At 59.6% G+C, this 26,140-nt stretch carries 28 protein-coding genes; 14 read left to right on the top strand and 14 right to left on the bottom strand.

What is annotated here, in order from left to right; genetic code table 11:
• Positions 1–45: 45 nt before the first annotated feature.
• Entirely contained in the window at positions 46–486 is a 441-nt protein-coding gene (locus NF676_RS20605) for a PACE efflux transporter (protein WP_252886689.1), read from the bottom strand.
• A 122-nt stretch (positions 487–608) separates the two neighbouring features.
• On the opposite strand from NF676_RS20605, the gene NF676_RS20600 reads away from it, so the two are divergent.
• A complete protein-coding gene (locus NF676_RS20600) occupies positions 609–1,481 on the top strand; it encodes a LysR family transcriptional regulator (RefSeq protein WP_252886688.1) in 873 nt (290 codons plus the stop codon).
• A gap of 139 nt (positions 1,482–1,620) precedes the next feature.
• On the opposite strand, the gene gntR is transcribed toward NF676_RS20600, so the two are convergent.
• The gene (gene gntR, locus NF676_RS20595; protein ID WP_056787988.1) at positions 1,621–2,652 is read right to left on the bottom strand and encodes an HTH-type transcriptional regulator GntR; all 1,032 of its coding nucleotides are present in this window, start codon (positions 2,650–2,652) and stop codon (positions 1,621–1,623) included.
• Between the two features lie 216 nt (positions 2,653–2,868).
• Between gntR and NF676_RS20590 the strand changes: the two genes are divergently transcribed.
• Positions 2,869–3,402, top strand: a complete 534-nt coding sequence (locus NF676_RS20590) for a gluconokinase (protein ID WP_252884723.1) — start codon at positions 2,869–2,871, stop codon at positions 3,400–3,402.
• 82 nt (positions 3,403–3,484) lie between these two features.
• Complete coding sequence (locus NF676_RS20585) at positions 3,485–4,837, top strand: GntP family permease (protein ID WP_016773551.1); 1,353 nt, start codon at positions 3,485–3,487, stop codon at positions 4,835–4,837.
• Between the two features lie 179 nt (positions 4,838–5,016).
• Here the strand turns inward: NF676_RS20585 and alaC are convergent, their stop codons facing one another.
• Entirely contained in the window at positions 5,017–6,234 is a 1,218-nt protein-coding gene (gene alaC / locus NF676_RS20580; RefSeq protein WP_110602462.1) for an alanine transaminase, read from the bottom strand.
• A 138-nt stretch (positions 6,235–6,372) separates the two neighbouring features.
• Here alaC and NF676_RS20575 point away from each other — a divergent pair, with 138 nt between their 5' ends.
• The 3 genes from NF676_RS20575 (at position 6,373) to NF676_RS20565 (ending at position 8,167) form a co-directional block, all read left to right on the top strand.
• Complete coding sequence (locus NF676_RS20575) at positions 6,373–7,035, top strand: LysE family translocator (RefSeq protein WP_041479200.1); 663 nt, start codon at positions 6,373–6,375, stop codon at positions 7,033–7,035.
• Between the two features lie 69 nt (positions 7,036–7,104).
• On the top strand, positions 7,105–7,590 hold the full coding sequence (locus NF676_RS20570; RefSeq protein ID WP_236168341.1) for a GyrI-like domain-containing protein: 486 nt from the start codon (positions 7,105–7,107) through the stop codon (positions 7,588–7,590).
• Positions 7,591–7,678: 88 nt separating this feature from the next.
• A complete protein-coding gene (locus NF676_RS20565; protein WP_016773555.1) occupies positions 7,679–8,167 on the top strand; it encodes a GNAT family N-acetyltransferase in 489 nt (162 codons plus the stop codon).
• 142 nt (positions 8,168–8,309) lie between these two features.
• On the opposite strand, the gene NF676_RS20560 is transcribed toward NF676_RS20565, so the two are convergent.
• Positions 8,310–8,795, bottom strand: coding sequence for a GNAT family N-acetyltransferase (locus tag NF676_RS20560; RefSeq protein WP_236168343.1), 486 nt, complete (start codon positions 8,793–8,795; stop codon positions 8,310–8,312).
• A 142-nt stretch (positions 8,796–8,937) separates the two neighbouring features.
• On the opposite strand from NF676_RS20560, the gene NF676_RS20555 reads away from it, so the two are divergent.
• From NF676_RS20555 to NF676_RS20545, 3 genes are read left to right on the top strand one after another with little or no spacing between them, the layout of a single operon-like run.
• Positions 8,938–9,363 (top strand): YybH family protein, encoded by a 426-nt coding sequence (locus NF676_RS20555; protein ID WP_236168344.1) that lies wholly within the window; start codon positions 8,938–8,940, stop codon positions 9,361–9,363.
• A gap of 40 nt (positions 9,364–9,403) precedes the next feature.
• Positions 9,404–9,748 carry a YciI family protein gene (locus NF676_RS20550; protein ID WP_024014039.1) on the top strand — a complete coding sequence of 115 codons (345 nt, stop codon included), beginning with the start codon at positions 9,404–9,406 and terminating at the stop codon, positions 9,746–9,748.
• Positions 9,741–10,976 carry an RNA polymerase sigma factor gene (locus NF676_RS20545; protein ID WP_252886687.1) on the top strand — a complete coding sequence of 412 codons (1,236 nt, stop codon included), beginning with the start codon at positions 9,741–9,743 and terminating at the stop codon, positions 10,974–10,976. The genes NF676_RS20550 and NF676_RS20545 overlap by 8 nt, the downstream gene beginning before the upstream one ends.
• A 1,009-nt stretch (positions 10,977–11,985) precedes the next feature.
• On the opposite strand, the gene NF676_RS20540 is transcribed toward NF676_RS20545, so the two are convergent.
• Positions 11,986–12,840, bottom strand: a complete 855-nt coding sequence (locus NF676_RS20540) for a LysR family transcriptional regulator (RefSeq protein ID WP_056788010.1) — start codon at positions 12,838–12,840, stop codon at positions 11,986–11,988.
• Between the two features lie 89 nt (positions 12,841–12,929).
• Between NF676_RS20540 and NF676_RS20535 the strand changes: the two genes are divergently transcribed.
• A complete protein-coding gene (locus NF676_RS20535; protein ID WP_041479212.1) occupies positions 12,930–13,367 on the top strand; it encodes a multidrug/biocide efflux PACE transporter in 438 nt (145 codons plus the stop codon).
• Between the two features lie 61 nt (positions 13,368–13,428).
• On the opposite strand, the gene NF676_RS20530 is transcribed toward NF676_RS20535, so the two are convergent.
• Entirely contained in the window at positions 13,429–14,187 is a 759-nt protein-coding gene (locus tag NF676_RS20530) for an SDR family NAD(P)-dependent oxidoreductase (RefSeq protein WP_252886686.1), read from the bottom strand.
• Between the two features lie 119 nt (positions 14,188–14,306).
• Here NF676_RS20530 and NF676_RS20525 point away from each other — a divergent pair, with 119 nt between their 5' ends.
• Positions 14,307–15,203: a LysR family transcriptional regulator gene (locus NF676_RS20525; RefSeq protein ID WP_252886685.1), complete on the top strand. Its 897-nt coding sequence runs from the start codon at positions 14,307–14,309 to the stop codon at positions 15,201–15,203.
• Positions 15,204–15,343: 140 nt separating this feature from the next.
• Here NF676_RS20525 and NF676_RS20520 read toward each other — a convergent pair whose 3' ends face one another.
• Positions 15,344–16,366 carry a transporter gene (locus NF676_RS20520; protein WP_039758494.1) on the bottom strand — a complete coding sequence of 341 codons (1,023 nt, stop codon included), beginning with the start codon at positions 16,364–16,366 and terminating at the stop codon, positions 15,344–15,346.
• Positions 16,367–16,641: 275 nt separating this feature from the next.
• On the opposite strand from NF676_RS20520, the gene NF676_RS20515 reads away from it, so the two are divergent.
• A complete protein-coding gene (locus tag NF676_RS20515; RefSeq protein WP_252886684.1) occupies positions 16,642–18,264 on the top strand; it encodes a methyl-accepting chemotaxis protein in 1,623 nt (540 codons plus the stop codon).
• Between the two features lie 324 nt (positions 18,265–18,588).
• On the opposite strand, the gene NF676_RS20510 is transcribed toward NF676_RS20515, so the two are convergent.
• Positions 18,589–18,894, bottom strand: coding sequence for a PepSY domain-containing protein (locus NF676_RS20510; protein ID WP_016773566.1), 306 nt, complete (start codon positions 18,892–18,894; stop codon positions 18,589–18,591).
• A gap of 156 nt (positions 18,895–19,050) precedes the next feature.
• Positions 19,051–20,178 (bottom strand): glycerophosphodiester phosphodiesterase, encoded by a 1,128-nt coding sequence (locus tag NF676_RS20505; RefSeq protein WP_252886683.1) that lies wholly within the window; start codon positions 20,176–20,178, stop codon positions 19,051–19,053.
• Positions 20,179–20,398: 220 nt separating this feature from the next.
• Between NF676_RS20505 and NF676_RS20500 the strand changes: the two genes are divergently transcribed.
• Positions 20,399–20,725, top strand: a complete 327-nt coding sequence (locus NF676_RS20500) for a DUF2025 family protein (protein WP_252886682.1) — start codon at positions 20,399–20,401, stop codon at positions 20,723–20,725.
• Positions 20,726–20,833: 108 nt separating this feature from the next.
• Here NF676_RS20500 and NF676_RS20495 read toward each other — a convergent pair whose 3' ends face one another.
• From NF676_RS20495 to NF676_RS20485, 3 genes are all read right to left on the bottom strand, one after another.
• The gene (locus NF676_RS20495) at positions 20,834–21,355 is read right to left on the bottom strand and encodes a DUF1003 domain-containing protein (protein ID WP_252886681.1); all 522 of its coding nucleotides are present in this window, start codon (positions 21,353–21,355) and stop codon (positions 20,834–20,836) included.
• A 114-nt stretch (positions 21,356–21,469) separates the two neighbouring features.
• On the bottom strand, positions 21,470–22,789 hold the full coding sequence (locus tag NF676_RS20490) for a methyl-accepting chemotaxis protein (protein WP_122704239.1): 1,320 nt from the start codon (positions 22,787–22,789) through the stop codon (positions 21,470–21,472).
• Between the two features lie 232 nt (positions 22,790–23,021).
• On the bottom strand, positions 23,022–23,630 hold the full coding sequence (locus NF676_RS20485) for a TetR/AcrR family transcriptional regulator (protein ID WP_252886680.1): 609 nt from the start codon (positions 23,628–23,630) through the stop codon (positions 23,022–23,024).
• Positions 23,631–23,840: 210 nt separating this feature from the next.
• On the opposite strand from NF676_RS20485, the gene NF676_RS20480 reads away from it, so the two are divergent.
• Entirely contained in the window at positions 23,841–24,896 is a 1,056-nt protein-coding gene (locus tag NF676_RS20480; protein ID WP_252886679.1) for an MBL fold metallo-hydrolase, read from the top strand.
• Positions 24,897–24,933: 37 nt separating this feature from the next.
• On the opposite strand, the gene NF676_RS20475 is transcribed toward NF676_RS20480, so the two are convergent.
• Positions 24,934–25,251, bottom strand: a complete 318-nt coding sequence (locus tag NF676_RS20475; RefSeq protein ID WP_056788034.1) for a helix-turn-helix domain-containing protein — start codon at positions 25,249–25,251, stop codon at positions 24,934–24,936.
• A gap of 93 nt (positions 25,252–25,344) precedes the next feature.
• Complete coding sequence (locus tag NF676_RS20470; protein ID WP_252886678.1) at positions 25,345–26,112, bottom strand: AraC family transcriptional regulator; 768 nt, start codon at positions 26,110–26,112, stop codon at positions 25,345–25,347.
• Positions 26,113–26,140: the final 28 nt, after the last annotated feature.

Below are 26,140 nucleotides of genomic sequence, written 5' to 3'. Positions count from 1 at the left end.
GTCAAACCGCTGATTTCTCGCAATATCTGCTTACGAATTAGCGATTTATGCCGCAGCGGCAGAATCCGGTAGCGCCGACGCCGGCAAACCGAAGATCCGGTCGAACAGCCAGTTGAACACGAACGTGTAGCACGGGATGAAAATGATCAGTGCCAGATCCAGCAGGAACGCCTGCACCAGACTGATGTTCATCCACCACGCGATCAACGGAATCAGAAACACGATCAGCGTCAGTTGAAAGCCGATGGCGTGGGCGATGCGCCGTTTGACCGTACGGGTGCGCGAGATCTGGCGACTTTCCCAGCGCTCGAACAACGAGGTGTAAATGAAATTCCAGGTCACGGCGATACTGGTGATGATCACCGCCAGCGGCCCGGTGCTGCCCGGCGACGTGCCCGACAGCAACGCCAGACCGAGGGCCGAGAAGGTCATCCCAATCACTTCGTAGAGCGACACGTAGACCAGTTTGCGTTTCACGCCTTGCATGCAGATTTGCCTCTTTCTTGCCAAATGTTGGCCAGCAGGGCTGGCGAAGGCGAGCAAAGATAGCTTCAATGCACCTGACAGAAAAAGTCGGTAGCTTTCAGTTTTATTGATAGGTGAGGCATTTGAATTTCAGCAGCGACAGCATCGAATTGTTTCTCGCGGTGATCGAGCGCGGCTCGTTTTCCGCTGCCGCGCGGCAGTTGGGCAAGGTGCCCTCCGCGGTGAGCATGGGCATTGCCAATCTTGAAGCGGAACTCGGTTACCCGCTGTTCGACCGCAGTCATCGCGAGCCGCAACCGACGGCGATGGCGCAGTCGTTGTTGCCCCACGCGCGACTGATCGCCGAGCAGCTCAAGCAGCTGCAGGTGCACGCGGTGGAGCTGTCGCTGGGGCTGGAAAGCAGGTTGTCGATTGGCGTGGTTGCGGACATGGATCGGCGCCGCTTGCTGGCAGCGATCAAGGTGATTGCCGAGCGGCATCCGTTGCTCGATATCGAAGTGCTGACTGCGCCACAGGATGATGTGCTGGCGATGTTGCACACTGGCCGGGTCAGCGTGTGTCTGGCGTTTGCCGGGTTAAGCGTCAATGCGCTGGAGCGGTTTCAGTTCGTCGGCAGCGAACGCATGATCGCGACGCTGGCGGCGGACAGCCCGTTGTTGCAGGGGCGGGATGTGTTTCTCGAAGATCTGGTGCAGGTGCGGCAGATCCTCGTCGCCAGCCGCGACTTGCCGATCAGCGAGACGCGGCCATTGGTGGCTGAATCCTACTGGCGTACGGACAATCTCGAGACGGCGATGGAAATGGTTGAAGCGGGATTGGGTTGGGGGAATTTTCCGCTGTCGGTGGTGCAGCCGTGGCTGGACGCGGGACGCTTGAAGCGGCTGAATTTTCGCAACATCGAAAATGGCTTGGTGCTGCCGGTGCATGCGGTGTGGCTCAAGAGCCAGCCCTTGCAGAAGGGCGCGCAGGCGTTGGTCGACCTGCTCAGCCATTGAATTTGGTAGATATCCCCTGTGGGAGCGAGCCTGCTCGCGAAGGCGTCGTGTCAGCTGTATCAATACTGACTGACCCACCGCTTTCGCGAGCAGGCTCGCTCCCACAAGGGTTGTGTTTCAACTCAGCATTTGTGAAGGGTCAGGTACTCTCGCGCACCTTCAGCTCAAACCCCATATCCTCCATCGGGCGCGCCACTTTGTTGCCTGCCATTAACGTGAGCATCTGCTCCGCCGCGCGCCGGCCGATTGCCTCGCGCGGGGTGTTGATGCTGCTCAGGCGCGGGACCATGTGCTCGGACATCGGCAAGTCGTTGAAACCCAGAATCGCCACTTGCTCGGGAATCTTGATGCCGTTACGCAACGCTTCCAGGAGCGCACCCTGGGCCAAGTCGTCGTTGCCGAAGAAAATCGCATCAACATCGGGATGCGCCGCCAGCAATTGCAAAAACAACTCGCCACCCAGACCCACCGACGAAGCACGTGGCGTCAGCACTTCCAGGTCCGGGTCGTAACGGCCTGCCTTCTGCAACGCCTTGCGGAAACCCTCACCGCGCAGCAGGGTGCGCTGGTCCAACTGCGCGCCGATGTACGCCAGACGCTTGCGTCCACGAGACAGGAGATGTTCGGCGGCAGTTTCGCCCGCGCTCAATTGTGAAAAACCCACGCAATTGACTCCGGCAGCACTGTCCAGCTCCATCATGTACACGCAAGGAATGTTGCTGGCCTCGATCATCCGCCGCGAACTTTCCGTGCGATCAAAACCGGTCAGCAGAAACCCGCGCGGCTGATAAGCCATGTAATTGCGCAGCAGGTTTTCTTCTTCATCGCGCGAATAGTGGAAGTTGCCGATCAGCACTTCGAAGCCTTTGGGCGTCAGCACCCGATGAATGGCTTCCAGCGTGTCGATGAACAGCAGGTTGGACAGTGACGGCACCAGCACCACCACCGAATGGCTCTGCGCCGAGGCCAGTGCGCGGGCGGCGGGGTTGACTACATAATTGAGTTCAAGCGCAGCTTTCTGCACTTTTTCCACCAGTTCGGTGGCCACCGTGCTTACCCCGCGCAAGGCGCGCGAGGCAGTGATCGGGCTGACGCCGGCCAGGCGGGCTACTTCGTTGAGGGTCGGACGGCCGGTGGTGCGGGTATTTTTATCGTTCTTGGGGGAGGTCATCGGGCGGCTTGCCAAACAAAAATCAAGGCACTAAGGTAGCGCTGTCCTGATGCAGCTGCAAATGCGTGAGCGCGGTCCTGCCTGATCTGTGCTCTTTGGCGTCGGGAACAAACCTGCTGCAACCCAAAAAAACGACAAGAAGGCGTCGGCAACTTCTGCCTGTGCACTAGAGTCATAGCTAGCAAAGGTAGCGCTGTCTGCGCGCTGAGGTGTTATATGAGTCATCCCATCACCGCCCTGGTCATCATGGGCGTTGCCGGTTGCGGCAAGACGTGCGTCAGCCAGGCCCTGTGCCATTTGAGCGGCGCCACTGCCATTGAAGGCGATACTTTCCATCCGGCCGCGAACATCGAAAAGATGAGCGCGGGGATCCCCCTGAACGACGAAGACCGCGCCGGCTGGCTCGACAGCCTGTGCGATGAACTGCGTCGCGTCGATGCCCAAGGCCAGCGCCCGGTGTTGACCTGCTCGGCCCTTAAACACAGTTACCGCGAACGTCTGCGCAGTGCCCTGCCGGGCCTGGGTTTCGTGTTTCTTGAATTGACTCCGGAAGTCGCCGCCGAGCGTGTATCGCACCGCCCGGGCCACTTCATGCCGGCGACGTTGATCGAAAGCCAGTTCGCCACCCTCGAATCGCCCAAGGGCGAGCCGCTGACTCTGCCGCTCAATGCCTCGATTCACAGCGTCGAAGAGCTGGCCCAGCAGGCTCACGTCTGGTGGCAGGCCAACGGCCTGAAACAGGCGATATGAGCATGTTGAAAAAGACAGCGCTGTCCTCCCGACTTCTGTTCAACCCGCTTTAATAACAACAACAATCCAGGAGACACCCCCCATGTTTGGCATGTCCCACGAGACGTTCCTGCTGCTCGATGCAGTGGTCACGGTAATCGGCCTGATTATCCTGATCACCAAATTCAAGATTCACCCGTTCATTGCCCTGACCATCGCCGCCGCCTTCCTCGGCCTGACTTCCGGCATGCCGATCAATACCATCATCAAGGCGTTCCAGGACGGCTTCGGTGGCGTGCTCGGTTTCGTCGGCATCATCCTCGCCCTGGGCACCATGCTCGGCAAAATGATGGCCGAATCCGGCGGCGCCGATCAGATCGCCCAGACCCTGATCCGCGCCTTCGGCAAGGACAAGGTGCAGTGGGCGATGATGTTCGCTGCGTTCCTGGTGGGTATCCCGCTGTTCTTCGAAATCGGCTTCGTGCTGCTGATTCCGCTGGTGTTCATCGTTGCGCGTCGCACTGGCGTATCGATCATCAAGATCGGTATCCCGCTGCTCGCCGGCCTCTCTGCGGTGCACGGTCTGGTACCGCCGCACCCAGGCCCGCTGCTGGCCATCGGCGTGTTCGGCGCTGACATCGGCAAGACCATTCTCTACGGTCTGATCGTCGCGCTGCCGACCGCCATCATTGCCGGTCCGATCTTCGGTACCTTTATCGCCAAGCACATTCCTGGCCACCCGAATCAGGAGCTGGTCGATCAACTGGCCCGCGAAAACGATTCGGCCAACCTGCCGAGCTTCAGCATTACTCTGGTCACCGTGTTGCTGCCGGTGTTCCTGATGCTGCTGAAAACCTTCGCTGACGTAGCGCTGCCGGACGGCAACTTCTTCCGTATCTGGATGGACATGATCGGCCACCCGATCTCCGCACTGCTGCTGGCGTTGCTGCTGTCGCTGTACACCTTTGGCTACAAGCAGGGCATCGGTTCCAACCAGATGCTCAAGTGGCTCGACGCGAGCCTGGCGCCAACCGCCGCGATCATTCTGATCATTGGTGCGGGCGGTGGCTTCAAGCAGATGCTGGTGACCAGTGGCGTGGGTGATGTGATCGGCCACATGGCGGTCAGCGCACAGATCTCGCCGATCCTGCTGGCCTGGCTGGTGGCGGCGGTGATCCGTATCGCAACCGGTTCGGCGACCGTGGCGACCATCACTGGCGCCGGCATTGTGGTGCCGGTTGTCGGCATGATTCCGGGCGTCAACCGTGAGCTGCTGGTGCTGGCCACCGGCGCCGGTTCGCTGATCCTGTCCCACGTCAACGACGCTGGTTTCTGGCTGGTCAAGCAGTACTTCAACATGACCGTGGCCGAAACCTTCAAGACCTGGACCGCGATGGAGACCATTCTGTCGGTAGTGGGCCTGGGGTTTATACTGCTGTTGTCGCTGTTCGTTTAAACGGCAGTTTGCAGGCACAAAAAAACCGCAGTGATGCGGTTTTTTTGTGGGTGGATTTCGTGGTTCACCCAAAACCAATGTGGGAGCGAGCCTGCTCGCGAAGGGGCCAGGTCAGCCAGCCAATATGCTGACTGACCCACCGCTTTCGCGAGCAGGCTCGCTCCCACAGGGGGCAGGTGTCAGGCAGGAGATTTCGGATTGAAGCCATCCGCGCGGAACATCCCGCGAATCCCGCGCACGGCCTGACGAATGCGGTCCTGATTTTCGATCAGGGCGAAGCGCACGTGATCATCGCCGTACTCGCCAAAACCCACGCCCGGCGAAACGCAGACCTTGGCCTCGGCCAGCAGTTTCTTGGCGAACTCCAGCGAACCCAGATGCGCATACGCCTGGGGAATCTTCGCCCAGACATACATCGACGCTTTCGGATTCTCGACCATCCAGCCCAGCTCATGCAGGCCTTTGACCAGCACGTTGCGCCGCTGACGATACTGCTCGGCGATGTCGCGCACGCACTGTTGATCGCCTTCCAGCGCGGCAATCGCCGCCACTTGCAGCGGGGTGAAGGTGCCGTAGTCGTGGTAGCTCTTGATCCGCGCCAGGGCGCTGACCAGTTCCGGGTTGCCGACCATGAACCCGATGCGCCAGCCGGCCATGTTGTAGCTCTTGGACAGGGTGAAAAACTCCACCGCAATGTCCTTGGCCCCTGGCACCTGCATGATCGACGGGGCTTTCCAGCCGTCGTAGACGATGTCGGCGTAAGCCAGATCGTGGATGACCAAAACGTCGTACTGCTTGGCGAGCGCGATCACCCGTTCGAAGAAATCCAGCTCCACGCACTGCGCGGTCGGATTGGACGGGAAACCGAGGATCATCATTTTCGGCTTGGGGATCGAGCCGCGAATGGCCCGCTCCAGCTCATCGAAGAAGTCCACCCCCGGCACCAGCGGCACCGAACGCACCTGAGCGCCGGCAATCACTGCGCCGTAAATGTGGATCGGATAGCTCGGGTTCGGCACCAGTACGGTGTCGCCCTGGTCCAGGGTCGCCAGCATCAAATGCGCCAGGCCTTCCTTGGAACCGATGGTGACAATGGCTTCGCTTTCCGGGTCAATATCGACTTCGTAGCGCTGCTTGTACCAGTTGGAAATCGCCCGGCGCAGGCGCGGAATGCCCTTGGACGTCGAGTAACCGTGGGTGTCTTCACGTTGGGCGACCTGCACCAGTTTTTCGACAATGTGCGGCGGCGTGGCGCCGTCGGGATTGCCCATGCTCAGGTCGATGATGTCTTCACCACGGCGGCGAGCGGCCATCTTCAGCTCGGCGGTGATGTTGAACACGTAAGGGGGGAGTCGATCTATGCGCGCAAAGCGGCGCGGCGAACCTTGTTCGGCCATTGTTGCCTCGGATAACGTAAGCGCCCGGAACCGTCCGAGCGACGCTGGTCACTGCGGTGACCTGTGGCGGAAGATAAGGGCAGTGATGGCATACTGTCCAGCGCGGTTGTAAACATTTTTTTCAAGGAAAATCGGTCAATGGAATTCACCAGCGGCTTCTTGCTGAGCCTTTCGCTGTGCCTGGATATCGGCGTAGCCAACATCGCGATGATCACCCTGGCCATGCAGCGCGGCTACTTTCAGGGCTTCGCGCTGGGCCTGGGCACCTGTGTCGGCGACCTGATTTACGCGGTGCTGGCCTTGGCCGGCATGACCGTTTTGCTGCAATACGAAACCGTGCGCTGGGTGCTGTGGATTGGCGGTTCGGCGCTGCTGATCTACTTTGCGGCGAAGATGATTTATTCGGCGATCCACCACGAAGCGCTGCTGGCGGAAACCGCGGAAGTGGGGCAGAACTCCCATCGCAAGGAATTCTTTCGCGGCATCTTTCTCGCGATGTCGTCGCCGAGTGCGATTCTCTGGTTTGCTGCGGTCGGCGGCACGTTGATTGCGCGATCCGGTGGCGGTGGTCCGTTGAGTTCGGCGCTGTTTCTCGGTGGTTTTCTCTGCGCCGGGCTGCTGTGGTCGGCCGGTCTGTGCTTCGCGGCAAGCCACGGCGGCAAACTGCTGGGCGACAAGCTGCTTCGTTACTCCTACTTGGCATCGGCGGCGATCTTCTGCTATTTCGCGGTCTACGTGATCGTTTCCGGGTACAACGAGTTTGTCGGCTCGGGCGCCGTCGAGCAGTTGCATGCGCTGTAAACGTGCGAAACGGATCGGGCTTTCTATACTCCCAGCCGAACCCACTTTTGCGTTCTGAGGAGTCGCGTCATGGATGAACAACCACGCGTCGAATTGGCTGGGCCGCGCTTCGAACACGGGCAATTTCTGCTGATTGCCGGTTTCGGCGGGCGATTCACTCAGGGGACCACCGACAACATTCCCGCGTTGTGGAAAAAACTGATCCCGCACTTGGGAAAAATCCCCGCGCAAGTCAATGAAGTGACCTACGGCGTTTGCTGCAACGCGGACGGCGAGGGCGGTTTCGAATACATCGCCGGGGTGCAGATCGACAAGCTCGACGACCTGCCGGAGAAGTATCGCTGGGTTGAAATCCAACCGCAGCAGTACGCAGTGTTCGAGCACAAAGGGCCACTGGCGCAACTCCCCGACACCTTCCAGTACATCTGGAACACCTGGCTGCCGCAGTCCGGCCACGAAGCGGCGGATGCCCCGGAATTCGAGCGCTATAGCGAGGATTTCAATCCGAAGCTCAATACCGGCACCCTGGAAATCTGGCTGCCGATCAAGGCTTGAGCGGTGTCACAATCGAGGCGGAGCATGTCCGCCCCGGTGGTTCTGCTTTATGCTGGCGGGCCTTGTTTCCACAGATTCCCGAGTTGCCATGAACACCGTGATCCGCAACGTCAGCGCCGCCGACCTCGACCGCTGCTACGCCATCGAAACCGTCGCCTACGAAGGCGACGAAGCTGCTACCCGCGAAAAGATCGCCACGCGCATCGCCACCTGGCCGGACGGCTTCATCGTCGCCGAGGTGGACGGTGTGGTCGCCGGTTTCATCAATTCCGGCGCGGCGTTCGACGTGCAGATGTCCGACGAGGCCTTCAAGGAGCTGATCGGCCACGACCCGAAAGGGCCGAACGTGGTGATCATGTCGGTGGTGGTGCACCCGGATTACCAAGGGCAGGGCCTGGCCAAGCGCTTGCTCGGCGAATTCATCGAGCGCATGCGTGCGATGGACAAAGCGACGATTCATCTGATGTGCAAAGAGCAACACATTGCGTTGTACGCCGGGTTTGGCTTTGCTTACATCAAACCGTCGGAGTCCGACCACGGCGGCATGGCGTGGCACGAGATGATCCTGACCCTCTGAAGCCAACACCTATCGAAACTGCCTGATCGTTCCCACGCTCCGCGTGGTAATGCAGCCGGGGACGCTCCGCGTCCCAACACCGTGACGCAGAACGTCACAAAGAGGCGTTCCCACGCGGAGCGTGGGAACGATCAGGGGATACTCAGAAGAACAGCCCCATCCGCCGCTCGTAACCGATCCGGCCCTTGTACGCCTCGCCGCTGTCGACGTAGCCATGCTTGGCGTACAGCGCAATCGCCGCCTCGTTATCAGCGTCCACCGACAATTCCAGTCCTTTGATTTCCGGCCATGCTTCACGGGCGACAGCGGGCAGCGCTTGCAGGCAAGCCTTGCCGTAACCCTTGCCCTGCGCTCGGCGATCGACCTGCAGCGCATGCAACGTGGCGCTGTGTTCGTCGGCCCAGTCGGGCAACACCGGTGGGCGCTTGAGCAGCAGAAACGCTACCGGTACGTCGTCCGCCAGCAGGGCAAAACCCTTTACGCCGGGGCCGGGTTTCGACAGCAGGGTGTGCAAGGCACCGTGGATGTCGCCGGAGAATCTGATCTGCTCGGGGTGGATTTCAATGGCCTCGACTTGCTGACGCTGCAAAGGGCTGAGGCTGTCGTAAGGCACGAGTTGGGCTGACACGGGAATTTCCTTTTTCCTACAAAGAGTGAGCCTCGGATTCTAGCGAGATTGTCGTCGGCGAAATTTTTTTGTTTGCCCTGTCGATCCGCGCATTGGGCAAACGACTAAGGGTGTCTTCACAACAAAAACCACGGAGAACACCATGAGCGCACAAAGCGAGATCCAGACTCTGATCAACACCTATCGCGAAGCGGTAATGGCCAAGGACGTCGAGAAAGTCATGGCCCTGTACGCCGACGACATCGTCTCGTTCGATGCGATCAAGGCCCTGCAATTCAAAGGCAAAGCGGCGTACCGCGCGCACTGGGTCGAGTGCATGGAAATGTGCCCCGGCCCGCACATCTTCGAGTTCCACGAAATCGCCATCGAAAGTGCCGACAACATCGCTTTCGCCCATTGGGTGGCCAACTGCGGCGGCACCAATGACAAAGGCGAAACCCAGAGTTGCTGGATGCGTGTCACCGCCTGTTACCGGCAAATCGGCGGGGCGTGGAAGATTGCCCACGAGCACTGGTCGGCACCGTTCGATCCGATGAGCGGCGCGACGCTGTTCGATGTAACCCCCTGATCTTCAGCCATAGTTGATCCGTTCGAATCAGGAGATCGCCATGAAATACCTATGCCTGGTCTACAGCGATGAACGCCTGCTGCACACCTCGCCCGACAGCCCGGAGGACGCCGAATGCTGGGCCTACGCCGAGTCGATTCAGGGCAGCGGGCGGATGATCGCCGCCGAAGCGCTGGAGTCGGTAGAAACCGCCACTACGGTACGGATGCGCAACGGCAAGTTGTCGATCACCGACGGGCCTTTCGCTGAAACCAAGGAGCAACTGGCCGGTTTCTACCTGATCGATGCCAAGGATCTCAACGAAGCGATCCAGGTCGCCGGCAATATTCCGGCAGCGCGGGTCGGCAGCGTTGAAGTGCGCCCGGTGCGGCAGTTGAATGTCTGACGTCAGGGCGCGGGTCGAGCAGGCCTACCGTGAGGATTCGCGGCGGATTCTGGCCACGCTGATCCGCCTGCTCGGTGATTTCGACCTCGCTGAAGAAGCCTTGCACGAGGCGTTCTTCGTCGCGGTCGAGCGCTGGCAGCGCGACGGCGTGCCGGACAACCCGCGCACCTGGCTGGTCTCGACCGGACGCTTCAAAGCCATCGATGTGCTGCGCCGGCGCGCCCGGTTCAAGGCGTCGCAACCGTTGCTGCTGGCACAACTCGATGAGCTGGAACAGGCTGACTGGAGTGGCGAAGACGTGGAAGACGATCGCTTGCGGCTGATCTTCACCTGCTGTCACCCGGCCCTGGCGGCGGATGCGCAAGTGCCGCTGACCTTGCGCGAAGTCTGCGACCTCACCACCGAGGAAATCGCCCGCGCTTTTCTCTCGGCGCCGGCGGCGATTGCCCAGCGCATCGTGCGCGCCAAAGCGAAGATCCGCGACGCGAAAATCCCTTATCAAGTACCCACGCTGAACGAATTGCCCGAGCGCCTGGACAGCGTGTTGCGGGTGATTTATCTGGTGTTCAACGAAGGCTATTCGGCCTCGGTCGGCGCCGAGCTGACCCGCGAGGACCTGACTCGCGAAGCGATTCGGCTGGGGCGCTTGTTGATGGAGTTGCTGCCTGAGCCGGAAGTCATGGGTCTGCTGGCGCTGATGCTGCTGCATGAATCACGGCGGCCGGCGCGCACTTCGCCGAGCGGTGAACTGGTATTGCTCGACGATCAGGATCGCTCGCTGTGGGATGCCGGGTTGATGGCTGAAGGCTGCGCGCTGGTCGAGCGCGCGCTGAGTACGCGACGCTTCGGGCCATATTGCCTGCAAGCGGCGATTGCAGCGGTGCATGCGGAAGCGCCGTCGGCGGCGCAAACGGACTGGCAGCAGATTGTCGGTCTGTACGACGTGTTGCTGCGCGCGGTGCCGTCGCCGGTGATCGAGCTGAACCGCGCGGTGGCGGTGGCCAAACGGGATGGAGCGTTGGCCGGGTTGTTGTTGGTTGAAGGGATTTTGGCGCGTGGGGAGTTGCAGGATTACCACTTGGCGCATTCGGCGCGGGCGGAGTTTTGCCGGCAATTGGGCCGAGTGGAGCAGGCGCGGGCGGCGTATCAGCGGGCGCTGGAGCTGACGCGGCAGGAGCCGGAGCGGCGGTTTATTCGAGGACGGATCATGGCGCTGGAAATGCTCTGACCTTGGCGCTCTGGCGATTGTGGGCAGTCTGTGGATTGCCCTCACCCTAACCCTCTCCCAAAGGGAGAGGGGACTGATCGGGGGATATTGGAGGGATTCACCGACTTGAACGAATTGTCTTGAATCCATAATCGATAAGGTTTTTCAGGTCGATGCATAACGCCAGACACTTCGGTCGGCCCCCTCTCCCAAAGGGAGAGGGGGCTGATTGGGGATATTGGAGGGATTCACCGACTTGAACGAATTGTCTTGAATCCATAATCGATAAGGTTTTTCAGGTCGATGCATAACGCCAGACACTTCGGTCGGCCCCCTCTCCCAAAGGGAGAGGGGGCTGATTGGGTGGATATTGGAGGGATTACCGACTTGAACGAATTGTCTTGAATCCATAATCGATAAGGTTTTTCAGGTCGATGCATAACGCCAGACACTTCGGTCGGCCCCCTCTCCCAAAGGGAGAGGGGGCTGATTGGGGATATTGGAGGGATTCACCGACTTGAACGAATTGTCTTGAATCCATAATCGATAAGGTTTTTCAGGTCGATGCATAACGCCAGACACTTCGGTCGGCCCCCTCTCCCAAAGGGAGAGGGGGCTGATTGGGGATATTGGAGGGATTCACCGACTTGAACGAATTGTCTTGAATCCATAATCGATAAGGTTTTTCAGGTCGATGCATAACGCCAGACACTTCGGTCGGCCCCCTCTCCCAAAGAGAGAGGGGACTGATTGGGGGGATATTGGAGGGATTCACCGACTTGAACGAATTGTCTTGAATCCATAATCGATAAGGTTTTTCAGGTCGATGCATAACGCCAGACACTTCGGTCGGCCCCCTCTCCCAAAGGGAGAGGGGGCTGATTGGGGGGATATTGGAGGAATTCATCGACTTGAACGAATTGTCTTGAATCCATAATCGATAAGGTTTTTCAGGTCGATGCATAACGCCAGACACTTCGGTCGGCCCCCTCTCCCTCCGGGAGAGGGCTGGGGTGAGGGGCTTTTGATCTTATTCGAGCATCTTGCTGAGCAACCAGCTCCCCGCCGGCCCCGGGGGATACAAGCGCGACCACAAGGCGTCGACAAACACCGGTTTCGGCCAGCCGCGCACGTCGAGCTCTATCAGCAAGTCATTGGCATAGCGCTGTACCAGCCACCTCGGCAACGGTGCCCAGCCAAAGCCTTTTTCCGCCATTTCCAGCAGCATCAGATAACTCGGCGCCGACCACACCCGGCCTTTGCCACGACTGTCATACGGATTGACGATGGTCGCCAGGCGCAGCTCGCGATGTTGCTCGAGAATCTGCTGATCGACATGCTCAAGCTTCGCCAACGCATGCTCGCGGCTGACGAACAAGGCAATCTCCGTGCGCTCGGCCACCGTCGAGGTCACAAGGTCCGGCGGGTAGCTGTCCTGCATTTCCGCGAAGGCCAAATGCGCCCGGCCGCGCTGGACCAGTTCGATCAGGTCTTCGCATTCGGCAATCAGGCATTCCAGCTCAAGCTCCGGATAACGCTGCTCGAAACCCACCAGTGCCGCCTCGAAACGATACGACTGATAAGTGTCGGAAATCGCCACGGTCAGCTTCGGCTCGACGCCCTGCGCCAATTGCCGTGCGCTCATCTCTAGGCGGCTGGTGGCGGCCAGAATCGCCTCGGCTTTTTGCAGCATCACGTGGCCGGCAGGGGTGAGCGTGGGCTTGCGGCTGCTGCGGTCGAACAGCTGCAGATCCAGATCGATCTCCAGGCTTGCCACTGCCGCGCTGATGGTCGACTGACTGCGCCCCAACTTGCGCGCCGCCGCTGAGAACGAGCCTTGCGTCGCCGCTTGGACAAACGCCAACAGCACTTCTTGCGAAGCCATGAACTATCGCCTTGGTCGATGGTTATTGGTTATGAAGTATCGGTATTCAGTTGGATCATGGCAACCATCGTCAAACAAGGAGTCAGGCCATGACTGCCCACAAGTCCATTACCGAACGTGTTTTCCAGGCGGTTGGTTTCGAGTTTCTCGCGATCCTGATCTGCACGCCGCTGCTCGCATGGATCATGCAAAAGCCGCTGCTCGACATGGGCGCGGTGACCGTGTTGATCGCGCTGTTGGCGCTGGCGTGGAATGTGGTGTTCAACCGTTTTTTCGACCGTGCTCTGGCGCGGATGAATCTGCCGCACAACGCCTGGGTGCGGGTGGTGCATGCGTTGCTTTTCGAAGGTGGACTGATCGTGATGGGCGTGCCGCTGATTGCCTGGTGGCTGTCGGTCAGCCTGTGGCAGGCGTTGTTGCTCGATATCGGCGTGCTGCTGTTTTTCCTGCCGTACACCTATGTCTATCACTGGGGTTATGACGTCCTGCGCGAGCGCTTCATGGCCCGCCGCACATGTGAAAGCTGAGGTAAACCTGTGGTGAGGGGATAAATTCCCTCACCACAAAGGTGAGTCATCGCACACAAAGTCAGAGGAACATGCCGCCGGATGCCTCGACCCGCTGACCATTGATCCACTGTCCACCCTCTGACAGCAGCAGCGCCAGTGCACCGCCAATATCATCTGGTTGGCCGACGCGACCCAGCGCAGTGTTGCTGGCAACCATCGCGTTGACCGCGCTGTTATCGCGCACCGTGCCACCGCCAAAATCGGTTTCAATCGCGCCCGGCGCCAGAACGTTCACGCCAATCTGCCGCGCACCCAGCTCTCTCGCCTGATAACGCGTCAGCACTTCCATCGCGCCTTTCATCGCCGCATAGGCGCCATAACCCGGCAGGCTGAAGCGGGTCAGGCCGCTGGAAATATTGACGATGCGCCCACCATCATTGATCAGCGGCAGCAGTTGCTGAGTCAGGAAGAACGGTCCTTTCAACTGCACGTTCATCAGCAGATCGAACTGCTCAGGGGTGGTCTCGCTGAACAGCGCATGCACGCCGACCCCGGCGTTGTTGATAAGGAAGTCAAAGCGCTGGCGCTGAAAAGTCTGTTCCAGTGCTTGTTCAATCTGCTCGGCAAACGCGGCGAAGTTTTCGCTGCGGCCGACGTCCAGTTGCAGCATCGCCGCGTTCGCGCCGCGTGCCTGTAATTCGCTGACCAGAGTTTGCGCCTCGTCGGCGCGGCTGTTGAAGGTGCCGATGATGTCGATGCCTTGCGCGGCGAGGTGCAGTGCGGCGCTGCGGCCGAGGCCACGACTGGCGCCGGTGATCAGTGCGATTTTGCGATTCATGCGGACTTCCTCGATTGCGTTGAGTGGGGATGGAAGAAGTTTATTTATCCGCCCTGAGGTGATAAACACGGCAAAAGCGGAATCACTGATCGGCGGCCGAACAATCACCGGGGCTTGTCATGAACAAACTGGAACTGCTGCGTACCTTCGTTCGGGTCAGCGAACTGTCGAGTTTCACTCTCGCCGGTGAAAGCCTCGGCCTGCCGCGCTCCACGGTCTCCGAACAGGTGCAGGCGCTCGAAGCCTTGCTCGGCACGCGACTGTTGCAGCGCACCACGCGCAAGGTGCAGGCCACTCAGGACGGCATGGTGTTGTATGAGCGCAGCAAGGATCTGCTCTCGCACATGGATGAAATCGAGGGGCTGTTTCGTCAGGACGAGGCGTCGCTGACCGGGCGTATTCGTGTCGACATGCCGAACATTCTCGCGCGAAGGCTGATCCTGCCGCGCCTGCCGGAATTCATGGATCGCCACCCGAATCTGCAGATGGAAATCAGCAGCACCGATCGCCGTGTCGATCTGCTGAGCGAGGGTTTTGACTGCGTGTTACGCATCGGCGCGCAGCCGGATCAGTCGGTGGTCGCCCGGCATCTCGGCGACTTCCCGATGGTCAACTGCGCCAGCCCGGCTTACCTGCAACGTTACGGCGTGCCGCAGACCATCGAGGATCTGGCGCGGCATCGACTGGTGCATTACGTCGGCGTACTGGGCTCGCGTTCGGAAGGGTTTGTCTATGAGGAGGGTGGCGAAGTGCGGCGCGTGGCGATGGCCGGCAGTGTCACGGTCAACAGCACCGATGCCTATGAAGCGGCGTGCCTGGGCGGCTTCGGGCTGACCCAGGTGCCACGTACCGGCATGCAGCCGCATCTGGAAAATGGCGAACTGGTGACCGTACTGCCGCAACACACCGCACCGCCGATGGCGATTTCCTTGCTGTACGCACGGCAACGGCATTTGCCGCTGCGGGTGCGGGTGTTTATGGATTGGCTCGGCGATGTCGTTCGTTCAACGCTCTGACTTCTCACCTTGGCCAGAACTGTGGGAGCGAGCCTGCTCGCGAAAGCGCCATGTCATTCAACATTGATTTATCTGACACACCGACTTCGCGGGCAGGCTCGCTCCCACAGGGAGGGCTGTGTTGCGTGTGGGATATGCGCTCAGTAATCGCCACGCTTGCGAAACGCCCAGCGCCCGGCAATCACGGTGAACGTCGCCACCAGCGCAACCAGTACCCAAAATCCGTGCGGATCCTGGGACAGCGGCACACCGCCGACATTCATCCCGAAAAAACCGGCGATGATGTTGATCGGCAAGGCCAGCACTGTCACCACCGTCAGGGTGAACAGCGTGCGGTTGCTCTGTTCGTTGAGGTTGGCGGCGATCTCTTCCTGCAGCAATTTGATGCGCTCGCCGAGGGCGGTGAGGTCGTTGATGATCAGCGCAAACTCCTCGGTGGATTTGCGCAGTTCCTTGACGTCCTCCTTCTGCAACCACGGCGGCGGACGATTGAGCAGGCGCAGCAGCGAACCCGGCTCCAGCGCCAACAGCCGTTGCAGACGCACCAGCACGCGACGGTTGGCACCAAGTTCGGCGCGGTTGGTCGACAGGCGCGAGGAGAGCAGTTCGTCTTCGACCTGATCAACACTCAGGCTGGTCTTGCGCACGATTTGCGTCAGCACCTCACCTTGATCGCGCAGCAGATGCACGAGCAATTCCGAGGGCGAGCGAAAGCACTCGCCGGCCTTCACTGACGAGCGCAATTTGTCTACCGAATGCAGCGGTTGCAGGCGCGCGCTGACGATCAGTTTGCTGCGCACGCAGACCCACAGCGTCGACACGTCGGAGGAGACCATGCTGCTGAGGTTGAACACCACATCGTTGACCACCGCCAGCAGCGCCGAATCGACATGCTCGATGCGTGTCGAACGCGAACCTTCGTGCAACGCCTCGAAAAATTCCTCGGGCAATTGCAGATGACTTTTCATCCAGCGCTCGCACGCGGCGTGGGCCAGGTTCAGGTGCAGCCAGAGGAATTCGCCACTGTCGCTGTCGTCCTGCAAACAGCGCAACGCCGTCGCCGAATCGATCTCGCGACCGCGCTCCCCGGGCAGAAAACGAAAGCCGTAGAGCAAGCCAAACAGGTCCGGGTCGCGATGGCTGATATCGAGGCTGTGGTTCATGGCGGCTCGCTGCGAGGAGGGTGTCTGGGGCAGGATTTTCAGGTTCACCGGAGCGGCATCATCGCAAGCTCACATGACCGTTTTGTGACAGCAAAGTGACTGCAAATCAAAGCGTTACCGGCTGTCGGAAGTTTCTCAAGGAAGGCTCTGGCATGCCGATCACGGGTGAGTTAGGTTGCGCGCCATTGGCCTTGGTCATGGTACGTCGACAGGGAAGTCCGGCCATTTTTCACGTCCGTTCGGGCGTGCCTCATCCCTGCTTCGAGTACCTTGCAATGCTGCAAAAATCCCTGAGAGCGCAAATTCTCGCCCTGTTGAGCGGCAGTCTGCTGGCGATGCTGTTGATCGCTCTGGCCTGCTTTCATTTCCTCTCCAACGGCGTGCAAAGCTACAGCCAGTTGATCGCCGGCCCGCTGCACACTTCGCAACTGATCGATGAAGCCAACCTGCAATTCAAGGTGCAGGTGCAAGAGTGGAAAAACGTTCTGCTGCGCGGCAAGCAACCAGCGGATCTGGCGAAATACTGGAGCCAGTTCGAAGAGCGTCAGCGCGACGTGCAGAACATTCTCGGCGAACTGGCCGGCCAGAAAGGCATCGAGGCCAATCTCAAATCCCGCATCGAACGCTTGCGCGACGAGCATCGCCAGTTGGGTACTGCCTACCAGAAAGGCCGCGATGCCTACGTGGCTGCCGGTGGTGATCCGAGCGCCGGCGACGCAGCTGTCAAAGGCGTCGACCGCGCCACCAGCGAGCAGATGAGTGCATTGGTTGCCGAACTGCGCGAGCAGGGCACCGCGCAGTCGGCATTGATCAGTGCCAGCGCTGACCGTACCGTGTGGCTGGGCCTGTTGGTGATGCTCGCATCAGGCTTGCTGATCGGTCTGCTGAGCCTGTGGCTGGTCAGCCGCAACCTGATCGAACCGATCCGCAACCTCATCGATTACGTCACCCGCTTGAGCCGTGGCCAGTTGGCTGAACGTGTTGTCAGCGAGCGTCGCGATGAACTGGGCAACCTCGCTGCCGCAGCGAACACTCTGCGCGATTTTCTGGCGGACACCTTCACTCGCTTGCAACGCAGCGCCGGTGATCTGGACAGCGCCAGCGGCGAGTTGAACGCCATTGCCACGACCATGGCCGGCGGCACCAGCGAGCAATTCAACCGCACTGATCAAGTGGCCACGGCGATGAACGAAATGTCCGCCACGGCCCAGGAAGTCGCCCGTCACGCCGCCGATGCCGCACGTGCTGCCGACGATGCCGATCAGTCGGCGCAGCAGGGTGAAAAGGTCATGCAAACCACCATTCACTCGATCACGCAGATGCGCGGCGAAATCGCCAACACCGCCACGGTGATCCGTCGACTGGAAGCCGACAGCGGTCGTATCGGCAAGGTGCTGGAAGTGATTCGTGGCATTGCCGAACAGACCAACCTGCTGGCGCTCAACGCGGCCATCGAAGCGGCGCGGGCGGGTGAGGCCGGGCGCGGTTTTGCCGTCGTCGCCGATGAGGTGCGCAACCTCGCTCAGCGCACGGCGGAGTCGATCATCGAGATCAACCAGATCATTCAGAACGTGCAGACCGGCGCCGTCGATGCCGCGCAGGCTATCGAGAGCGGCCAGGCGCGCAGTGATGAAAGTGTCGAGCAAGTCACCCAGGCCGGCGCGATGCTGGAGCGCATCACCTTGGCGGTGGAGGCGATTCGCGACATGAACCGGCAGATCGCCACAGCGGCAGAAGAGCAGACGTCGGTGGCCGAGGATATCTCGCGCAACCTGACTGAAATCACCGCGATTGCCAGCACCAACCTGGACAACGTGCAGCGCACCGAAAGTGCCAGTCAGAATTTGCATGGGTTGTCGGGGCAGTTGAATGAGGTGACGGCGCGGTTGAGTGCTTGATTTTGGGTGGTGGTTTGTCAGCCCCTCACCCTAACCCTCTCCCAGAGGGAGAGGGGACTGACCGTGTTGATTGTTCGAGATTCGCCGACCTGAAATGCCGAGGCGTACTCAGGCTGGTAGTCGTTTGTGATGGCTTTTTAATTTTGAGGCGAACTCAGGCTCCGAAATTTCCCCGATCTGCTCCCTTTCCCCCTCGCCCCCTTGGGGGAGAGGGCTGGGGTGAGGGGGATCGAGTTCACAGAACACACAAAGTTTGCGCCTCAATCCGCAACCACAAAAAAGCCGCACGATCGTTAAATCGTGCGGCTCTTTAACAGCGGTCTATCAAGTGTCTTGCTTGTCGCTCAGCACTTTACCGGTGGTGGCATCAAAGTCCACGTCGAACTCTTTGCCGTCAGCAGTTTTAAGTTCAACTTCATACTCATAACCATTGAAGTGGTTATCCAGGTCGGTGTCGGTAATCGTTGCGCCCGGGTGCAGTTTCAGTGCTTCGGCGTTCATCGATTCCAGCGACTTGATCTTGCCGTCCTTGACCAGTTGCGGGATCTGGTCAATGCGAACATCAGCCTGAGCCAGGCCAGCGGTGAGGGTCAGGGCAGCGGCGGTAAACAGGGCAGTCAAAGTTTTCATCGGTTCATTCCTTGGCAGTGCGTTGAAGTGGTTGATCTGTGTAAGTGGGTTCAGATTAACCAGCGCAACTTAATTCACCCTTAAATCTCTGCTCCGCGATAAAACTGCTCTTTGCGGGAGCGAGCCTGATCGTGAAGCAGGCGACTCGATTACAAATCAGAAACCGTTCTTCTTCAAAACATCGTCAATGCTGCCAGCCGCCGGACGCTTATAAAACTTCAACAGTTCACTGGCGCGGTTGGTAAAGATGCCGTCGACACCCGCGGCCATGACTTTCTCGTAGTCCACCGGCTCGTCGACCGTATAAACATGCACCAGCATGCCCTGATCATGGGTGTACTGATTCATCCATGGCTGCACCAGGTCGGAGTAACTCTGGTCACCACCATGGGTCAGCTTCGCCGAAGGGCCGGTGCCGATCGCGCCCTGGGCCTTGGCGTAATCGACCCATTGCTTGAATTCCGCTTCTGACTTCGGTTCCTGCTTGCCGTAGAAAACGTTTTTGTCTTTCTCGCCGGACGCGGCAAACGTCACCGCAGATTTAGGCTCGATGCTGCCTTCGCCGACCCACAACAGCAGGATCTTCGGCACTTGCGGCATCTCTTTTTCCAGCAATTGCAGGCTGTTCTTATCGAAGGTCTGCAGGATCACCTTGCCTTTGCCCTGACCGACGCCCAGCGCACTTTTCGCCAGTTTCGAGCCGGCCGGACTGAGCCAGCCGCGATCCTGCAGTTTTTCCTTCAGGTCATGTTCGATGCCGGGAAACAGCTGCGGCTCTTTGGTTTCGATGTACAGGCCCGGCTTGTGCTGCGGGTTGGCGCGGGCGATGTCGATGATTTCATCGAGGGTAAGAATTTTCAGCCCGGCGTAGGACAGGCGTGCGCGGTCAGGGTATTTGGTGTTGAACCAGCTGCCGGCATCGAGGGTTTTCAGTTCGGCCATGGTGAACGCGGTGGCCGGGCTGTCCTTGCGCTCGGGGAATTTGCTGGCGACGTCGGTGGTGCGTTGCAGGTTGTCGTCGTGCAGGGCGAAAAGCACGCCGTCCTTGCTGCGCTGCAAATCCATTTCCAGGTAATCGGCGCCGAGGTCACGGGCGAGTTTGTAGGCCGCAGCGGTGGATTCCGGGGCATCGAACGACGCGCCACGGTGAGCAATCACCGCTGGATGCGGAATGCCGTTGGCGGCAGCGATTGCCTTGGGCTCGGGGTGGCTGGTGGCATGCGCCTGACCGAGGCCGAACAACAGACTCAGCACCAGAGCGCTTCGGGTAAAAGTGGCAGGCATGGTCGAGTTCCTTTCGCAGGTTTTTTTCGAGACGTACCTTTTAACAATTGAAGCGCCGCAGGGCTATCGCCAGACCGACATAAAGCGAGCAAAACGGAAATTTCCTGCACTTTTGTGGCGCTGTTTGCAGTACGCTTGCCCACGGCATATGCCCCGGCAGAGGGCGCGCCGCTACATTGCCCTGCGTGTAAACCATCGATCATCTTTCGTGAGGTTTACCATGCGCATCACCTCCCAACTCATCTGCCAGGCCGCCGACGACCTCAAAGGCTTCGTTGGCCTCAACCGCAAGACTGGTCAGTACATCGTGCGCTTCAGCGAAGATTCGTTCGGCATGGACGTCGCCGACGACGGCATCATCCCGGCCAATGAATTCGTCTGGGTGACGGCGTCGGAAACCACCATGACCCTCAAGCGCGAATTGATTCAGTTGCTGCTCGATCAACACATCGACGACCGCATCAACGTCACCGAGCCGCTGCGGGTTTACATGAGCAAGGTTGAAGTGCCGGAGATTGTTGCGGTGCGGAGTCTGGTGCGCGGTTGAAGTTTTGCTGTGTGGTTGCGGGCCTCTTCGCGAGCAGGCTCGCTCCCACAGGGATTTCGTGAACGCCACAGATCCAATGTGGGAGCGAGCCTGCTCGCGAAGGCGACCTTAGTTCTGGCACACGTGAGCGTGCAATTCGCTGGTCAGGCTTTCGATGCGTTCGGTGAGGGTTTTCGTCATTTCGGTGAGGCGGGTGTTTTGTTCCAGCAATGCCAGCAATTGCGCGGAATTCTTCGCCGCCTCTGCCTGACGTTCGGTATTGGCCAATGCCAGAGCTTCGCGGTGCTGCGCATCGGCGTCGGCCTGCGCTTTGTCGCGCGCGGCCTGACGGGTTTGTGCAAGCAGGATCAATGGCGCGGCGTAGGCCGCCTGCAGGCTGAAGGCCAGGTTCAGCAGGATGAACGGGTAGACGTCGAATTGAGTCACGCCCCATACGTTGAGGCCGATCCATACCGCAACGATCAAGGTTTGCGCTCCAAGGAACAGCGGCGTGCCGAAGAACCGCGCAAAGGCTTCGGCGCGCAGGGCGAAGGCGTCGTTGCCGAAGGTCGTATTCAGGTGGGCGTGGGGGCGGTGGAAGCGCAGGTGATCGATGGGGGCGTTGGTTACTTCGGGTTTTTCGTTATTCATGGGGCACTCGGCGGGGCTTGGGACGTGTCGTCACTATAGCTCTGCGTTGTGGCGGCCGACCTTCGCGGGCTGCCCACGAAGGTCGCGACTCGTTCTATCGACCCTGCACAAACCTCAATTCGGCACCCGCTCATTGGCAAACATGCTCACCGCATCCACCGCCTCACTGGCGCCATCGCGAATCTGCAGAATCACCGTGCCGGCCTGATTGGCCAGTTCCACGCCTTCTGCGGCGCGGTCGCGGGTGCCTTGCATGCTCTTGATCGCCTGCCGTGTTTCGCTCTGGATCAGACTGATCATGGTGGAGATTTCTGCGGTGGAACCGCTGGTGCGCGCCGCCAGTTGCCGCACTTCATCGGCGACCACGGCAAACCCGCGACCCTGTTCACCGGCGCGTGCCGCCTCGATGGCCGCGTTGAGGGCGAGCAGGTTAGTCTGATCGGCGATCGCGCGGATGGTGTTGACGATGGCGGTGATCTGCTCGGAGCGGTCGCCCAGTTGCGCGATCAACGTTGAAGATTGGCTGATGTCCTCGGCGATTTCGCGCATTTCGCTGGCAGCCTGTTGAATCACTTGCGTACCTTGCTCGGCGACTTTTCGCGTTGCTACCGAGATGTGGTAAGCGGTGCTGGCACTGCGCGCGTCCTGCTCGTGTTGCTCGACACGGGCGGTAACGTCAGACGCGAACTTCACGACTTTGTACAAGCGCCCCGAAGCGTCATATACCGGGTTGTAGTTGGCCTCCAGCCAGACGATCTGACCGCGCTTATCCACGCGCTCGAACTGTCCGTGGAAGAACTCGCCCTGATTCAGGCGCCGCCAGAAATCCTGATAGGCGCCGCTGTTGACCAGCGCCGGAGTGCAGAACAGGCGGTGATGCTGGCCCTTGAGCTCTGCGAGGCTGTAACCCATGCGCGTGAGAAAATTCTGGTTGGCGGTAAGAATATTGCCGTCGAGATCGAACTCGATCACCGCCATCGCGCGATCGATCGCCTGCAGCTTGGCGTTGGCCTCGTTCTCCTGCTGCACCTTGGCGGTGACATCCATCGCGTACTTGACCACTTTGATCACCCGTCCCGACGCATCCTTGATCGGGTTGTAACTGGCCTCCAGCCAGATCGGCTGGCCTTTGCTGTCGACCCGTTCAAAAGTGCCGGACTGGAACTGACCGTTTTTCAGGCGCGACCACAGCTCAGTGTATTGGGCACTGCGACCGAACTCAGGTGTGCAGAAATGCCGGTGCGGCTGGCCAATCGCCTGGGCAGCCGTGTAACCCATGGTCTTGAGGAAATTGTCATTGGCACGCAACACCACGCCATCAAGATCGAACTCGATCACCGCCATCGAACGGTTGATCGCTTCGAGCATCGCGGCCTGGTCAAAAACGGTGTGTTGCAGTTCAGCGAGGGCGGCTTTCTGGCGATTGAAAAACATGCTTGCGATACTCGGGAAGTGGGGAAAATCAAAAGGATTCAGTCCCTATTCCTGCGCCGGCAAACCGAAATGCACAGGCGGCATTCGGTGGTGACTGCTCAATGCCAACGTTCCGTTACTGGCAGATGGCTACTTATACAAAACTTAATAAAGTTGTACAAGAAAGGAATTTTTCGCGAGGTTGTATAACTTTTTACGAAATTAGTTGTACACGGCTCGACGAGCCGGTGATTCACCGCTGATACAGTGCCAGGAACATCTCCAGCGCCGACTCGGCAACTGCATTCTGCGCGTCTGGATCAAGGGCCGCGCGACCCAGCGAGATCTGCGGCCAGAACGCGAATGCCTTGAGCAAACCTTGTACTTGATGCGCGGCAAATTCCGGATCCACCGGTTTGAGCCGTCCGTCGGCTTGCGCCGCGCGTATCCAGACGGTCAGGCCTTCCTCGCGCTCGCCCATGCGCTCGATCATATTCTGCGCACGTTCAGGGGAATGAATGGTTGCGGCAATCGCCACCCGGGCGAGGGTGAGAAAATTCTCGTCAGCCATCATCTGCACTTTTTCTCGCAGCATCAGGCGCAGCTGCTCATGCAGCGGTTGCTCGCGGTCGTAGTGCACCGATGGCTCGGCGATGATCCGCGCCCACAACTGATTCAGGATCTCGGCGAACAGCTCTTCCTTGCTGGGGAAGTGGTTGTACACCGTACGCTTCGACACGCCGGCCGTAGCGGCGATCTTGTCCATGCTGGTGATTTCGAAACCGTGGGCACGGAATTCGGCGATCGCCGCCTGGATGATGGCTTCGCGTTTGCGGTCAGTGAGGCGTTGTGGAGCGGTCATGAGCGGGCTTCGGCCGAGAGGAATGAAATTACACTCGGCAGTTTACTTGGCGTCGGCTTTGATGCAACCTAGAAACTACACCGCTCAGTGTAATGTTGCGTTAATCCTCGCACCTTACAAACCAGAGCGTTTGGCCCTTGCGTGCAGCTTGGCCATTTTCATTTCCCATGGAATACCGTGCAGCACACGGTTTTTCGGAGTCGTTCAGTCATGGCCAATCCAGTCTCACTCCCGGATAAGACTCCCACGCCTGAGGCCTCGCGCCAGGATCAAGGGCTGTTTCGCAATCATGCGCCGGTGCAGCGCGAAGGGGTACGCAAAATGCTGCGGATCATGTGGAACATGATTTTCCACAAACCGCGCGACACCCGTCCGAGCGCCGCCATTCCTGTGCAGCCGCTGACCCGTGAAGATCTGCTCGCAGCGCCCAATCACAGCGTTTACCGCTTGGGGCACTCGACGCTGTTGTTGAAGATGCGCGACAAATTCTGGATCACCGACCCGGTCTTCGCCGAGCGCGCCTCGCCAGTGCAATGGGCTGGCCCGAAACGCTTCCACCAACCGCCGATCAGCATTGACGAGTTGCCACCGATCGAAGCGGTGATCCTCTCCCACAATCATTACGACCATCTCGACTACGAAGCGGTACTTAAACTCGCCGCCAAAACCACTTACTTCCTGACTCCGCTGGGCGTGGGCGACACCCTGATCAAATGGGGTATCGACGCCAGCAAGGTGCGCCAGTACGACTGGTGGCAGGGCACCGAAATCGCCGGTATCCGTTTCGTCGCCACCCCTTCGCAGCACTTCTCCGGCCGTGGCCTGTTCGACGGCAACAGCACGCTGTGGGCGTCGTGGGTGATGATCGACGCCGACACACGAATCTTTTTCAGCGGCGACAGCGGTTACTTCGACGGCTTCAAACGCATCGGCGAACAATACGGCCCGTTCGATCTGACCCTGATGGAAACCGGCGCCTACAACGTCGAATGGCCGCACGTGCACATGCAACCGGAAGAAACCCTGCAAGCCCACATCGACCTCAAGGGCCGCTGGCTCTTCCCGATCCACAACGGCACCTTCGACCTGGCCATGCACGCCTGGCACGAACCCTTCGACCGCATCCTCGCCCTCGCGTGGGAACGCAGTATTGCGATTACCACACCGCGAATGGGGGAGGCGTTCAACCTTGCGCATCCACAACGGGGGAGTGCGTGGTGGATGGCGGTTGAAGAGGAGAGTGATGCGGTGGTACAGAACGCATGAATCCGTTCAGTTGGTGAGGGGCGTCCCCCTCGCCAGCTTAATCAGCCATCGCAAAATCCCCACGCCCCACCGATTCCCCTGCCATACCCTGCGCCCTGACACTGCGCCCCGGTGCGAACCCCGGAAAGAACACCAACCCCTGCGCTTCAAACCGATAAGCCAGTGCCAGTCTCGCGGCGTCCGCTACGTCCTGCTGCGCTTCGAACCGCTGGATATCTGCCACCGCCACCTCGGCCTCGCGCGACAGTTGTTCAACGCTCCAGCCCAGCATGGCGCGGGCCTGGACGCAGTGGGTCGGGGTGAACTGGAAAAGGGCAATGCGTTCGAGGACGTGGTTCATCGCAAGAGAGGCCATGGTGTGCTCCGGGCTCAAAAGTGCTGATTGAAAATGTACTGTGTTTTTGTACAGTTGTTTTCGGCCGGGATCAAATGCATTTTTCGAGTTTGCCTAGTTCGTCGGCTCCAACCAGACGGACGGTGCCTGTCCCAGCACTCGCCGAAACATCGTCGAAAACGCCGCCGGGCTCTCATAGCCGAAGTCCAGAGCAATCCGCGTCACCGCTTCCCCCGCCGCCAACCGTGCCAACGCCTGCACGACGCACGCCTGCTGGCGCCACTGACGAAAGCTGAGCCCGGTCTGCTGCCGAAACAATCTGTTAAAGGTACGCAAGCTTATGTGTAACTGGTCGGCCCAATCCTGCGGCGATTTGTGGGCATTGGGCATGTTCAGAAAGGTCTGACACAGACTGAGGAGCTTTCCTTCGGCGGGCATGGGAATGTGTAGGGCAAGGGGCGCGCAGCGTGTCAGTTCATGCAACAGCAAGTTGATCAGCACACCGTCGCGTCCGGCCTGGTCGTACATCAGTGGCACGTCCACCGCTTCCATCAGCAAATGCCGCAGCAGCGGCGACACATTGAGCACTTGGCAGTCCGGCCCCAATTCCACGTTTCCCGGCTCGATATATACACTGCGCGTGCTCACCCCGAGCATCAATACCTCGTGGGCCACGCCCGGCGGAATCCACACCGCGCGTTGCGGCGGCACCAGCCAATTACCGTTCTGAGTGCTGACCTGCATCACGCCGGTGGCGCCGTAGAGCAATTGCCCACGGCGATGCGTATGAAACGGGAGTAGGTGGCCGTGGGGATAATCGGTACCGATGGCCACGACCGGGCGAGGCGTGTCATCGAGCTGATTGATCGAAATATTGCGCATCAGGCGTATTCCAGCGATTGGCGTAAAC

The sequence above is a fragment of the Pseudomonas siliginis genome (genome assembly GCF_024072275.1).
GTDB lineage: Bacteria > Pseudomonadota > Gammaproteobacteria > Pseudomonadales > Pseudomonadaceae > Aquipseudomonas > Aquipseudomonas siliginis.
The sequence above is the reverse complement of the archived record's forward strand: the minus strand, read 5'-3'. Positions and strand labels throughout refer to the sequence as shown.